The 14,358-nt window shown below is 35.8% G+C and carries 11 protein-coding genes and 2 pseudogenes; 2 read left to right on the top strand and 11 right to left on the bottom strand.

Annotated elements, in window-relative coordinates:
• Positions 1-62: 62 nt before the first annotated feature.
• The 3 genes and pseudogenes from QUF07_RS07525 to QUF07_RS07515 form a co-directional block, all read right to left on the bottom strand.
• Complete coding sequence (locus tag QUF07_RS07525) at positions 63-539, bottom strand: 5-methylcytosine restriction system specificity protein McrC (protein ID WP_289427114.1); 477 nt, start codon at positions 537-539, stop codon at positions 63-65.
• Between the two features lie 113 nt (positions 540-652).
• Entirely contained in the window at positions 653-2,659 is a 2,007-nt protein-coding gene (locus QUF07_RS07520; RefSeq protein ID WP_289427113.1) for an AAA family ATPase, read from the bottom strand.
• A 130-nt stretch (positions 2,660-2,789) separates the two neighbouring features.
• Positions 2,790-2,984: pseudogene (locus QUF07_RS07515) on the bottom strand (DUF262 domain-containing protein); the annotation flags it as partial.
• Positions 2,985-3,272: 288 nt separating this feature from the next.
• On the opposite strand from QUF07_RS07515, the gene QUF07_RS07510 reads away from it, so the two are divergent.
• On the top strand, positions 3,273-4,814 hold the full coding sequence (locus tag QUF07_RS07510) for an SIR2 family protein (RefSeq protein WP_289427112.1): 1,542 nt from the start codon (positions 3,273-3,275) through the stop codon (positions 4,812-4,814).
• 226 nt (positions 4,815-5,040) lie between these two features.
• Positions 5,041-5,367 (top strand): hypothetical protein, encoded by a 327-nt coding sequence (locus tag QUF07_RS07505; protein WP_289427111.1) that lies wholly within the window; start codon positions 5,041-5,043, stop codon positions 5,365-5,367.
• Between the two features lie 186 nt (positions 5,368-5,553).
• Here the strand turns inward: QUF07_RS07505 and QUF07_RS07500 are convergent, their stop codons facing one another.
• The 8 genes and pseudogenes from QUF07_RS07500 to QUF07_RS07465 all read right to left on the bottom strand — a co-directional run.
• Positions 5,554-6,984 (bottom strand): DUF8426 domain-containing protein, encoded by a 1,431-nt coding sequence (locus QUF07_RS07500; RefSeq protein ID WP_289427110.1) that lies wholly within the window; start codon positions 6,982-6,984, stop codon positions 5,554-5,556.
• A gap of 133 nt (positions 6,985-7,117) precedes the next feature.
• On the bottom strand, positions 7,118-8,863 hold the full coding sequence (locus tag QUF07_RS07495) for a DUF2075 domain-containing protein (protein ID WP_013726893.1): 1,746 nt from the start codon (positions 8,861-8,863) through the stop codon (positions 7,118-7,120).
• A 20-nt stretch (positions 8,864-8,883) separates the two neighbouring features.
• The gene (locus tag QUF07_RS07490; protein WP_013726892.1) at positions 8,884-9,195 is read right to left on the bottom strand and encodes a nucleotide pyrophosphohydrolase; all 312 of its coding nucleotides are present in this window, start codon (positions 9,193-9,195) and stop codon (positions 8,884-8,886) included.
• A gap of 146 nt (positions 9,196-9,341) precedes the next feature.
• The gene (locus tag QUF07_RS07485; protein WP_217164888.1) at positions 9,342-10,184 is read right to left on the bottom strand and encodes a DUF8370 family protein; all 843 of its coding nucleotides are present in this window, start codon (positions 10,182-10,184) and stop codon (positions 9,342-9,344) included.
• Positions 10,185-10,718: 534 nt separating this feature from the next.
• Positions 10,719-11,288 carry a hypothetical protein gene (locus QUF07_RS07480; RefSeq protein ID WP_217164886.1) on the bottom strand — a complete coding sequence of 190 codons (570 nt, stop codon included), beginning with the start codon at positions 11,286-11,288 and terminating at the stop codon, positions 10,719-10,721.
• Entirely contained in the window at positions 11,289-12,551 is a 1,263-nt protein-coding gene (locus QUF07_RS07475; protein WP_217164884.1) for an AAA family ATPase, read from the bottom strand. It abuts the gene before it with no gap.
• 447 nt (positions 12,552-12,998) lie between these two features.
• A complete protein-coding gene (locus QUF07_RS07470) occupies positions 12,999-13,250 on the bottom strand; it encodes a hypothetical protein (RefSeq protein WP_249778503.1) in 252 nt (83 codons plus the stop codon).
• A 270-nt stretch (positions 13,251-13,520) separates the two neighbouring features.
• Positions 13,521-14,027 (bottom strand): annotated as a pseudogene (locus tag QUF07_RS07465) (nucleoside hydrolase); the annotation flags it as partial.
• Between the last annotated feature and the right edge of the window lie 331 nt (positions 14,028-14,358).

Genomic DNA, 14,358 nt, shown 5'->3' with positions numbered 1-14,358 from the left:
AAGGCATTCGATTGTGTTATCTGAAGAATAACATGCTCGAATGCCTTTTTGAATACGTCCAATTATTTAGTGCTTACCATCAATTGATCTTCAAAATTGACCATTTTATAATTTTCATTATTTGTTGCGAAAATTTTCCCTTCAATCAATATTTCTGACAACAAGACCAGCAGTGAGCCATCTTGCCCCATTCTGTGTAAGTAACGTTTAACACTTGAATAATCATTTGAATTAATATTTTTAACCGGCCAAAAATTTCGCCACATTTTCTTAGCCAACAAACGTTGATCATGGGGGAAGCTTTTGCTGTGAGCAATCCTTGACAGCACCATTTTAACTAGTTGATTCTGAGGAATATTGGCAGAAAAAGAATCATCCTGAACAATCACTTGATGGTCAATTAACGCGCCTTGAGTAATGGAGTCCGTCATTTGAATTTGCCCATGGGGATAAGCGGTTTTCTCAGTATATCCGCGATAATCGTGTGGGAAGCCACGAATTAACTGAAGCTTACATGCATGCAAAAATAGTTTTCCCAACAAATCATAACCATCCTCAAAGTTCCTCTGTTCCTAATTTCTGAAAACCGGCGTAATTTAATTTATCGTAAACAAAAGCAAGCATATAAAAGATATTTTGGATACGAATATTTCTATCTTTCATTTAAACCAGCTTCTTCTTTCAAACTTTCAACATAACTATTCGTCTTATCCGGTTCATCTTGCCAGTACTCTTGAAGTTGAGGAATGATATCATACAACACTGAGTCCTGTAAATATGGCAAGCTGGCAATTTTATTGTCATTCATGACATAACTATGGCCAATTTCGAAGTCTTTACCAAGAGTCTCATCTTTATCGATATCAGAGTTAAGGGCTTGTAACCCAGCAATCAACTCATGAGCAGTTGGATCATCATCTTGAGCCAATATTTGTTGAAACTTAAGTGAATTAAAAGCGGGATGAATGGTGTAAAAACTAAATCGGCGTCTTAAAGCGTAATCCATCCGCGTTAACCCCCGGTCAGCTGTATTCATGGTTCCAATTAAATAGATATTGTTAGGAATATAGAAAGTTGACCCATCCAGTAGCGTGACAGAATTGCTAGAACTGCGCTTATCTGCTTCAATTAGCATCAATAATTCACCAAAAATTTTGGAAACATTCCCTCGATTAATCTCGTCGATTAAGAAGAAATATTTCTCATTAGGATGTTGGATGGCCTCTTGAACAAGGCGGTAAAACACGCCATGTTGAAGCTTAAAACCATCTCCTGAAGGCACATAACCCATCATTAGATTTGAGTAACCATAGCTTTGATGAAATTGGACCATTTTAATATGTTCCGCTGGATCTAATTGATCATCCAACATCACCTTAGCAAGCCGCTTAGCAATAAATGATTTTCCAACCCCAGGAGGTCCCTGAAGGATTAAGTTCTGCTTGCGAATTAATAATCTTTCAAGTTGCTGTAATTGATCTTTGGATAACAATACTTCGTTGAGAAAGTTTTCTTCAGTGTAAGGGGTTATCTTGTTAGCCGACTCGATAACAATGTCATTTCCACTTAACTGACTGAGTTTCAAAATCTGATCATATTCAACCTTACGCATACGAAAAAGGCTGCCTTGCTTAGTACCATTGTAAAATGTGCCTACAATCGGATCTTGAGCCAGTTGCTCTGAAACAATTGGCTGCGTCAATTGTTTATCCACTTGGACCATAATTTCAGATTGATTACTAGAATGGATGGCAGTTAATAAGGTAGTCACATTTTTTCTTGGAGATGAGACGTAACCGATAACTGGGTCCCCTTCTTTAATTTCATTAAATGCCGAGACCATTCTTCTGGAATTTCCACTCTCGTTCTTCCTGGTATAACTTTGAATACTCTTTTCATTTTCACTAGAAACATCCCAAATAGCTGGATCACAATTCATCCAGTAGTAATGAGGCAGATCCTTGTTCAAATAGGCTTGATCACTATACTCAACAAAATTCAGCTGAAATTTATTGAGTAAAGCCTTCATATCATTGCAAAAATTAAGATAGTCAGTTCCAGATGTACTCTTCTTTAAATGTTTCATCTGATCCTCAATTTTTGAAAGTGATTGTCTGTCGATCAATTCAAACAGATAGCCGGTATTTGCACTATCCAGGCTAAAGAACAGGTCTGGGCGAACCCAGAAAAGGCCTGACGTGATTCTCGAATGAATGCCTTTCATGGTATAAATTTTGTGATAATCACTAATAAAACGACTTCGGCTTTCTTCATCAGTTAGATCCAGATTAAAGGTATCTTCAAACAGATTCCAAAAGTTAGTAATTTCTTCCACTGTGCTACCAGGGAAACAAAACCATGCCTGCATTGGGTTCAATGTCGGCAGTCCGGCAAGATCAGTTGGCATTTCCGAAACCAAGCCCATTTCGTCTTTGATATCCCTTAAAATATGTAATCGATTAGGAACCGCCCCACTGCGCATGAACGCCCCAAAGAATGTAAACGGATCAATCATGTGTAAGTCAGAAAAATCTTTCATATTCGCATTATGAAGCGCTTTTGACCCCATATTCAAAAGCTCATCTTGATGATCGCGATAATCCAAAAGCTTACGGCTAAGTTCTTTAAAAATCGGTCGCCAAGTGTACTTTTCTTCCATAAATCATCCCTCGTTTCTGATGAAAATTATATTGTTTTTGGATCGCTCGGGACGTTGTCAAATTGATAAATGGCGGTAAAAGTGTTATTAAAAACTCCCTTCAATGACTGAATTCACTATAGGGTGTTAGTAACACCGTAATTCTTTGCTGACCATCAATGACGATCTTCTTGCCAACAGCAGAATCACGACTTTTTAGTTTCACTTTAGTATTGTTCCAAGTAATGATGTAACGAATCGGAACGTCTTTATACAGTGAATCCACTAAATCTCTGACTTTAACTAACTTTCAGACAAAAGGCCTTTGCAATTCAGGTAATCCAATTTAAAACTTCCCTATATAGATACATTTTAAACCTCATATTGTTTTGAAATAAACTTTGACATAAGAATCCCCTCAGTGATTATTAATGAATAAACGAACGATTAATAATTTGATTTTGTCACAACCCATACCCAGGATTTGGTGACAATGGAATTCCTTTTTCATCTTTGACGAACGTACGTTCCTTGAGGTAGAATGTTCGCATAAGAAAAACATATCCTTATGATAGATTAGTTAGCAAAATAAGTACCTCGGTAATGCATTCACAATATAAGGAGAATTGTATTCATGCAAGAGAACAGTTCTGAAAAACAATTAGACACCTTAGCAAGAATGGTAGCGAATAAGAAAGTGATACCATTCTTAGGAGCTGGTACATCAATCGAATTTAACCCTTCATGGGATAACCTAATTAAAGACATGGGATCTAAAGTTGATCTCAGTCATCTTAATACACAAGATACTGACTATTTTTTAAATGCTGCTCAATTATTTGAAAATAAGTTTGGCAGAAAAGGATTATGTGCTTTTTTAAGAAGTCAATTTCAAATTTCGGAATTTATTGATGATAAAGGAACAGCCGATTTAATGCTCATGAGTAATGCTTTTCCTATAACCTACACAACTAATTTCGATAATGTGTACGAAACAATGATGAAAAAATATAACCGGGATCTTAATGTCATCTGCTCGGCTAATGACTTTGAGAAAAATACTCCTTCCCCCAAAACATTAATTAAATTTCATGGAGATTATAATCACCCAGATAACCTCATTATTACAAAGAATGATTATAAACACAGAATGAAAGTAAGAAGCGGCCTTGATATTATGCTAGAAAGTCATCTTATGACTAATAATTTACTATTTATTGGATATAGCTTCAGAGATCCAGACCTACAAAAAATTTTTTTAGAGTTGGAAAACATTCTTGCAAAACGAAGTATATCCGTTTACATGATTGCTTTTGAGTATAGTGACTCACTCCAAAGAGAATGTAATAAATATGCAATCACACTAATCGACCCCACTAAAATGTTTCCAGGGAAACACCCCAAGGTTGCTTTTCAGCTTTACTTACAAAAACTGAATGACAGGTCACAACGCTTATTTTCTTCAACCCAATTCCACGGATTGTTTTATGGCTCAGTTCCGGTAAAGGGGGTCACCAATATGGAGATCGAAACACTTAGCAGAAACATCCCAAATGAAACATTTGACAACGCATTTTCTGAATTTGAACATTTATATTCTGGATCAATCCAAATACCTAAAGATAGATTTAAAACTGTATCTGAACAAATTGGAATACTGTGTAATAAAGCAGTTAATTCGCAGCAATTACAAAAAATAGCAACCTACGTTTCCTATACGTATTTAACCAGAATTCCTGACAAAGAACTAATGTTTAATAATATGATCGATTTGTTGAAAGGGGCCAATCGAAATAATATCAGTGGCCAAATTGATTTCATGAGCTATGGATCCGTATTGAATTGGGAAGTACCAGATCCATCTGTCCTAATTGCTATAATGGCCTTGACATGTTCAGATATTTTGAAAAATAACGAACTTATTCTAAATCACTTTCCAGATTACTTAGTCACGTTATCTGAAATAGCCTATCCTTATTGTCTGTTACCAAACGATCTAAAAGAGTTTACAGAAAAATGGCTCACTAAGTTCCATGAAAGTGCGCACACACCCAGGGATAGTCCAATTTATTGGCAACACCATCTGTTTTTTGAACTTCATCAAAATATCAGAGCTCGTAAGCCCACTGATGATGATATATCAATTCTAAGAAAGCTAATTAACCAAAGAAAATAATGCAATTATAAACACCTCATCAATAACTGTCTCGGATATACTTGAGTAGACAAGCAAATAATTAAAGTTTGTTTACTTAGGAAGGAGTTTTGATATGGGTCAAAAATGACCCATATACACCCTAGAACAAAAGCTCTTCTATATCGGCTTAATTCAAGACGTCAAAATGACAGCGTCTGGAATCGAGAATCGGTATAGGATTAAAATTGATCAGGTAAAAATTTGGATGGAAAGGTATAACTGCAGAGATGTAGATGAGCTGGAACACTCCTCGAAAAACAACCAATATTCACTGGAGTTCAAGCAAACAGTTGCTAAAGAATATCCGGCCGAAGGTACTTCGTACCCCGAATTTGTCAACACCGCCGGCTACGATCAAAAAAAGATCCTGTATGCCTTCACTTACGACAACAGGAATTTACGCTCACTTACATGGGGTGAACCGAGTGAGTGGAAAGATGGAATTAGTTATTTTAGTTTTATTTCGAAGCAGACGGCGGAACCATTTGAGGCGAAGGATGAGTGGAGTGAGGGGGGGGAGAATACGATATAATAACCAAATTTTTGTTTAAAATGCATCTTTAAATAATCCACTGTAACCTTCAACTAAACATTATTTTATGAAGATTCCAGAGGAATAACTATTAAAGCTATTCCTCTGGACTTTTTATAAAAAAGACGTATTGTATTACAAATATTTACTATTTATAACTTATTCGTTTTTGTTTGGAACCGATATTTACTGAGCTTTGTGTGTGTCATTGTCTGGTAAAGATTTTAACCTATCAATCTGCTTTTGTAGTTCCACTGGCGTCCCAACGCTTTCATTCGATAGCTTCATATTCCGCCTAATCTTATCCGCGTCTACTTTAACAACTTTTATGTTATCCCTTTCTTTTACCGTTTCATGGTTATTTGCAGCAAATCGCTCCGAGTTACGTTGCATTCGTGTTGTTACAGCACTTTTAATAGATGGATTGTTTCGGCTGTCTTCTGGAAGCCGACTCATTACGTTTGTTATCTCACCCTTTACCTGTTCTGCTATTTCCCTTGATTTCGCAATTTCAGTTTTCTTTTGTTCAATGTCCAAGTTTAACTTCCTAGTTTCAGCATTATTCTTCTCCGTTTCAGATTGTATTTTATCAATGTCAGCTTGTTTATGTTGGTTGGATAAATCTCTTTCTTGTTTATCTTCTTCAGCTTTTTTCTTTTCGGAGGGAAGGAATTTTTTTAGTGGACCGTGAAACGTTCCCTTTAAGAATATTATGTTAAAATCAATTTCACCAAAAAGTCCTTGCCAAATGAGTATGATCAGCCACCACCAATTATCGGCAGCAAATTGAATTAGGTCACCCTTTGATTGAACTCTAGATTTTTGAAAAACACGATCATTGTTTTCTTTTCCAAGAATGTTCTGAAGTGTCAATTGATAAGTTAACCACGTAGAATTACTAATTTGATTATCTGTATTCACACCTATTCGACAATACACTTTTCCTCTGTATCTATATATAGGAGCTATAACAGGATTTAAGACATCCGCACCCTGCTCCGTAATATCAAATAGACTCTGATGTGCATTTCGAATCCATGATAATTTTTCCGGAAATTGTGATCGCATTATTTTCTTAATCCAAACCACTCTGCGTTTAAATTTGTATGGACTAATATGATATGTATTATTACCTTGATTATCTAATAGTTGAACATGCCTGATAGAACCATCAAAAACATCAGATGTAACAATACCTACCAGAAACTTTTCAGAAGATTTAAATGGAACAAAAATAAAGTCACCAATATTCATTAGTTCGACAAATTTAAAAGTCGTGTTGGCACGACTTGTACTACGTCTGCGTATTTGCTCCAGATCTTCTGCACGTTCCTGGTTAGTCTTCCTTTTATTATGAATATCATTTTCATATGAGGCAATATCACGATCATTAAACATGGCTTTATATGTTGTCTTAAGTGCGTCATTTGATGAACGAATATTGCTCGGAATAGTAATGAAATCAATTAGCCTTTGGTTGCTTGAATCAGTAGCAATGTAATTGTTATTATAAAAATCAACCAGATATTCAGCAGCAGTATTAGCACGAACAAACCAATATTTTGTTGTATCTGGAATATCCAGAATTTCAATTTCTTTTTCTTCGTTTTCCCCCATAATGAATATCTCCAATCAATAAGCTTTTGGTTACTTATTATAATAGCATAACTTCAAATGAATAAAATCTCAAATTCAATTATACATATCATAACAAAAAGGAATTATTGATCACTCACAGTAAACTATCCTTCTACTGTGATTTCAGTAAAACATCCCTCAACTCATCATCCACCGCATAAATATAAAGTCCATTAACCCCACGAGTTAGCAAAACATTCAATTCATTTGGCAACAATCTGTCAGAAACTTTCGCTTTCTTACCATTTTCCAAGGTACGATTTCTAATCGCGTTGGTATTTTCACTCTCGCTAGGGTCGAATACAACGTGACCATTGCGATACTTCACAGAAGGGCCAATAATGACACCACTATAATTTAGATCAAATCCTTGAATCGTATATGTTGACCCAACTTCGTTAATTGTCTGCGGTTGTTCAGCCCAAGCCAATCGTTTTATTGAACGAGTGCTCTTGGGCTTTAGCTGTAAGTTCCAAGGTAACGACAAATCACCAGCAGTTACCATCCAATAATCACCATTATCCGGTTTCCGCTTACTGTTATATTTCCAATCAAACGTCGCCAAGACTCTGGATAGACCATACTGCTCATCTTTTGCTTTGTCCCTAATCGCTTCATACATCTCTTGAGCATCATCAAATATTCGTAAATCATAGTTCTTATCTTTTGGAATTCTCTGAATGATCTTCTTATCCGTAATGTTTCTAATCCATTCAATTGTTTTAGCATTAGCATGAATTCTTAACTGATTACTCAGCATAATTAAATTGTTTTGTTTCCGAGCTTTGTCTTCTATTTTGGCGATCTGTTCAGTTTCAAGATATTCTTCAGTTTTCAACATTTGATTCTTATCAAAGATAGCTACAGTTATTCTTGAACGTTTCAGAATATCATCCAGCTGGTTTTGCCCACGATAAGCTTGCTTTCCCTGTGTCCATAACAAGTGAGCCTCGTCAACTAAAACTACGTCGGCTAAACTGTCTTCGCTGTGATTATTAATGAACCGGGTTGGCTTGCTGACCATATCCTTGTTTTTGTGGTTAAGGTCAAGCTTACGGGTAATATCTTCGTATACTTTTAGTTGCTCATCGTGATTCACTAAAATGTAATTATTAAGATTATCAAATCCTCGTCTAAGCGGAGACCCATCATCAGTCAGGGTGCCAATCAAATAAAAGATCGTGCTTAACAGAACCGTCTTACCCGAGCCAGCTTCACCTTCTACCAAGATGAGTTGTCCGGTCTTCTTAGCGAGAAGAGCATCAATTATCCTATCAATAATGACATCACGGGCATTCTTCTGCTCAGCAGTTAAATTATGAAACGGTGATGCCTTAAAAATTGCCGAATCTCGAATGACACTTTCCACTGGAAACAGGTCATTATTATACTTCCTAAGCTTCCCCCAAATTCGAGAAAAGATTTGTTCTTTTTCATTAGAAGTATAATATTCATTTTGTTCGTTTTCCCGCCGGTTATTAAGTCGTTTGACACTTGGAACTCCAAGCATATATAACATCATTTGATTTTCAATATCCAAAGTAAGCGATTTGTTAAAGTGATTATGCCCAATCACAAATATCTCAGCATTTTTTGATCGAGACAATTCTTTCCAATCCGTTCGAACCTTTGGATCTTCATTAAGATGCTGCTCAGTTCGACGTTCAATATCATTGGTTTCACCGACGTAAACCTTGTAGCCACCGGATTTTTCAGGTGAATAGATCACATAAATAGTTGGATAATCAATCAGCAGTTTGCGTTTAGTCTTATCCCCTTGAATTGCATCGTCCAAAGTAGCTGGGGTGTCAGAATTATATGGAATTTTTTCAACTATTGGGTACCCAACATCTGCCATGATCTAACACCTCACTTTACCTATTTATCGAATTTCCAGTGACGATTTTTATTAATATCTAACTTTTCTTGAACAATATCATTTGGCTCAACACCAAGTTTATCGCACATATAGTAACAATAAGTTAAAATGTCAGCAAGCTCTAACTCCATATCATGCTGCTCTTTTTCAGAGAAGTGATCTTTATTTTCTGTTTGCCATAAAAACAATTCGTTCAGTTCACCAGATTCAACTCCCACCGCTCTAGCTAAGGCTGGTAGGGTATGATATTTATTCCATCCGCGATTGTCGCGGAAATCCGTTAGTTCTTTGATTAGTTGTTTGTATTCCATAGTTGCTTACTCCTATTAGAAAGAGCTTAATGTGATACATAAGTTTACTATGCTATTAAACTCGTTTAAGACCATTCATCTATATGTACATGCATGAGACCTACAAATATAAGGCCTCCATGCAAAGAAATTAATCACTGTTTATACTATGCTACTAGATGAATTAGCTCAAGGAACTCGTGAAGCCTTTTAGGATCCCTAACTGATTCTTGTAAGGCATAAGTTTTTAATTTATTTTGGGAAATATCACGAGTGTCCATTTGAAAAATATTTTTCAAAGACTTTTTTTCGCCATGCTTCAACAATTCAGTTTGTCGTGCAGGCAAAATAGACTTGCTGATATAACTATTAACTGAATACGGATACTTATTCACAATCAATCCGGCAGGAACCAATATGATTGATTTAAGATTATTATCCAAAGGTAAAGAAACGTTCTTTTCGTTCCACGACCCACTAGTATAATCAAAAACCCTTATGTTCTGAGATGAATCAACATAAATGCTTAAACGATCACAAATATATTCTGTGTACTGAACTAACTCATTAATAATTATATTCGTTATTAAATCTGAAAAGCGATCCGCATCAAATCTTGGGGCGAATAAAGGGATAATTTGAGGTGTTCTTATCAATAAATTATCGTCATTAACTGTATTTTTTGCTTTCAAAAAAACAGAATGTAGCATCGAAAGGGAGGTTCCACTTCCTCTCGATTCACCAGCGGATAATCCAAGATGTGTTGCATTAATTTCATGTGGATCCTCAAATAATTTTCTCATAGAGGCTTTATCATAGCTTTCAGAGGTAACATCGAAAGCTAATCGCATAAATTTTGAAATAGACATTTCAGCCTTCGCAGAGTCAAAACCAGGGCATACCAGCTTATTGATCCTTCCAGGATCAATATAGTACTTCTGGTCAGTCGTTAACTCTACATCAAAGTAGCTGCCATTTGAAACATGAAAAAGCTCAGAAAATTTAGGCATAAAAAATGCCTCCTTGTATTATTAGTCAAAAGGCCCGCGGGTACAGGATACCTGATTGACAATATGTAAGAAGGCAAAATAAATTAGAATTCACAGTTCATTCTGCGTGTGTTAAAATTATTTAGAGTTAATTTTCAACATTATATTGTCAGTGATAGGTCCTGTTAGTAGTTGCCGCTACTAATAAGGCCTTTTGCTATATTTAAGTATACCACAACTCTCTGTTGCTTTCTCAAAATTGTCAAAATAAGCACTATTTTAGCTGTTTCACCCTATTTTGATATTTTACATATAATTGTCACAAAACTCTTTAGAACGTAAATATGAAGTTATTAAATAAAGCGAACTAAATTAATTTCAAATTAGTCTACTATCCCTTTAAGACATATTTAGGCAAATAGATCCGCTTACCTCATCTCTCAAAATATAATAAATCCTAGGATTGTGTTAAATAACAAATAGCTGGTCCTCAACCTTCACCCATATATAGGCCAAATAACCTCCATTTTAGATATTTTAATTTCATTCCCGCAACTAAACCAGCAAATCAGCTAAATACCCACGATCAGAATATCCTCTCAAAGAACCTTTCTTCTTCATCTGCCGCTTAGTTGCTTTAATTGCCTTTGCCAACTTATTTGGCTGATCTTTCCACAAATTATAAACATATTGATACTTTTTAACTGTGGTAACACCTTGTTTAATTATCAAAAATGTACTTGGCTTTTTATCAGAACCTTTTTGCTGCTTGTAATTTTCAAATTCACGTGGCCATTCAGGCCTAGCAAATAGCTGAACGGTTTCAATTTCCTCACGAGTAATATAGTACGAAGTTTCAGTTACTTCGTGGGATAGTTTAGAAATTTTTGAAACGTGATTTGGATTATCGCAAACAATGTGTAAGTGAATAGGAACACCACCGAAATCATGATTTAGAAATGAATTGATAAACTTCTTGTCATTCAATGAATCTTGATAATAATTCCCGGCGGGATCAGTTATTAATGAATCCCGAGAAACTTTCAAATAATGATTCTCTAATAGAACATCAATAATCGCCGCTTCAGCCGCCCCTTCAACCATTAAACAATCGTACCCTCCCATTTACCTAACGACCTCATTTATATTACTTTTCTCACGTTCCAAATAATGGTGATCAATGTTGTGAGTCCTTACAACGCTCTTAAGTGCTTGATATGCTTGATAATTCGGTGCGGTTCCTCTAAATGTATTATTTTGAAAAACTTCGCTATTTTTTAACTCTGGTCGAACTGCCATCTCATTTAATCGCATTAACTGGGTTTTACCTTTTCGAATCAAAATGTACTCTTCATCATTCCGTTGAAGATCATCTGTTAGTTCAACATAGTGAGAGGAATATACCAAAGTTGCATTATTAACATTCACAGTCGGATCTGCAAAAAATCCAATAAAGTCCCGAACAATTTGCTTATTAATGTGTAATTCAATTTCATCAACCATTAAAGTAGCGCCAACTCGTAATGCAGTTAAAAACTGGAAGAAAAGTGTAACTCCCTTAATGGTTCCAGAAGAAAGATACTTATCAAACTCCTTAAAATTCGAAACTTTGATCACTTCATCGGAATCTTTGAATTTGAGTGCATACCGAGTGGTTTGTCCTTTATCATCTTTTTCATAATCTAAATAATCGATCGAGTTATCTAAATACGTCAATAATTCAATCGGTGTTTGGTCCATGAAAGAGATGAATTTATTTTGATTAGTATTCTTCACTGTCGATATCACAGCAGATATCTCTTTCGGCTTATCAGTTGCTCTAAAAATAGAATCCTTATCGCTTAATAGCTTTTTCTCACTCTTTGAAAGATCATTTCTATTATGATCAAGTATTAATCCAGTTGAATCAAGTTTTCCATCAGCAATCCGAAAATAGTTTTTTTTTGAAACCCTTTTGGTCTTTCGGTAATAAACTTTTTCATTTGTAATTATCCATTCTCGTATATCATCCTCGACCCCATCGGTCACAGGAACCTTCTCAAAAGTTGTCACGACAACGTATCGATCATCTTCATTAGTTGCTAGATTAGCCTTAACAGTAATCTTATTCTCTTTTGACCGGAGACGCTCATTCAATGGTGTTTGATCAATTGATTGACCTAATAGATACAACGAGTTTAATCCGTCAAAGATTTCCATCAGCGTACTCTTACCAGTTGCATTAATACCAACAATCCCAATAACTCGATTGAGCGTTAAGCTATCGTTAAATCGAATAACTCTATTTTTAGTTTTATTTGTGATCTGTCCGCTGGTTTCGAGCGTAAAGCTAGTACCATCTTTGAATAGTGAATGACCATATATCTCAAAGCCAATTAATTTAATCATTAAAATACCTCCTTGATACAAATTACATATTTTTTGTAATTTGTGTCAAGAACATTGTATCATATCACCCTCCTTTTTGATACCATGTACAAAAAAGCGACACTCAAAACCGGTTTTACATTAACGGAAATGAGTGTCGTCTTGTTTAAATTACTCCAATTTTTCGTAAACCAATAAAATCAATTATTTCTTAAATCCACTAATCTTCATCCAAACAGTCACCACAATCCCAAAAACGAGTTCCACGAAAAACGAAATGTCTGATAACGACCAGATGGTCTCAATAAAGCGTCGGAGTTTTGATTGTTTCGGTTCCAATAAATCGCTCCTTTCAAATATCCATCAACAACGCGTACATAATCATAGAAGGATCCTGTATCCGGGTCAATTCTGATCCAAATGCAAAGCTAATAAGGTCTGACACAAACAACAAGCTTACTCACAAACTCAGTCATTCTCGTGAGCCGTCTTAGCAAACTTCTTCGCCAGATCCTCCTTAGTAAATCCATTCTTTAAAACCGCAAAAAATTCATAGCCGTTATCTCGGTAACCGTTGACCTCGAAAGTGTCGGCCATTTCCAAGAATGGTGGCTTACCTTCTCCTAATTGAATTTTATCAATAGCTCCTAAGACGTTGAATTTAACATTATCCTTAGCCAACTTTTTCATCGGAACGCTATCAAAGATGCTTACAACCATAGTAAATTTACCTCGCTTAATTACGCTTTATTTAAAACTTTGGAAATACTCGCACAAAGTTTATCTGTACCTCATGCTAGAAAACCCGTGACAACTAGAAGTTTAGCGTACTCGAAAGAATTTGGATCGTCAAGAACCACCAATAAGTATTCCCGAATCTTTTGCGATTAAATATCTTCTCTACTATTGTACATAATTTAACAATTAACAGACAAAGAATCCCCATTTAATCGACTTTTCCATCGATCAAATAGAGATTCTTTGTCATCATTAATTAAACTGCTTCAACGAATCCATAATCAGTTGAATAAATTTCTCCCGATCAATATCCAACAAAACCTCTGTATTCTTGGGTTTGTCAGTCAGTTCATAGTAGTCACAAACCGTCTCCCCGTCTGTTAAATCGCCCCGATTCTCAACATCAACGTTCATGACCTTACTCTCAAACATTGAAGGATCAATTAACCAGGCAATTGTACAAGGATCGTGCAACGGTGCCCCTTTGAAGTCCCACTTTGGTGCTTCATGGTAACGTTCAAAGAATTCAAGCAAGCCATAAAAAGCGTGAGCAACTGGATTTTGAATGTCATCAATCTTAGTGATTTCCGATTTAAGAATTTGCGCCTTATGAGTCACGTTCAATGGGGCCATAGTCAGCGGAATCCCTGAATTTAACACAATTTTGGCGGCTTCCGGATCAACAAAGATATTAAATTCAACAGATGGTGTCCAATTACCAAGTCCCATTGCGCCACCCATGAAGACAATTCGTTCAATCCGATCTTTGGTGACACAATTGCTAACATCATTGCTAGCGCATCATCATGTCCTGGATCACAGTCTAAGATAATTTTTGTCATTATAATTATTTCCTTTCTGTATCGCGAATTTCTACACAAAACTACAACATTGAACTAGTACCACCACTAAAACGCCAAATTGTTTACCACGTGACTGACGTTTTAAACTTTTATAAATACCATCTTCGATATAATGAGAGTCCCCCGCACAACAGAAGGAAAATTCCAGAAGGGTTCTGCTGCCCTATTTTCTTCAGAGGGTATGGTCACTTTTGGCCAATCAATTAGAAATGACCAATGGGTATCCA

Source organism: Lentilactobacillus sp. TOM.63 (assembly GCF_030361045.1).
GTDB classification, from domain to species: domain Bacteria; phylum Bacillota; class Bacilli; order Lactobacillales; family Lactobacillaceae; genus Lentilactobacillus; species Lentilactobacillus dabitei.
The sequence above is the reverse complement of the archived record's forward strand: the minus strand, read 5'-3'. Positions and strand labels throughout refer to the sequence as shown.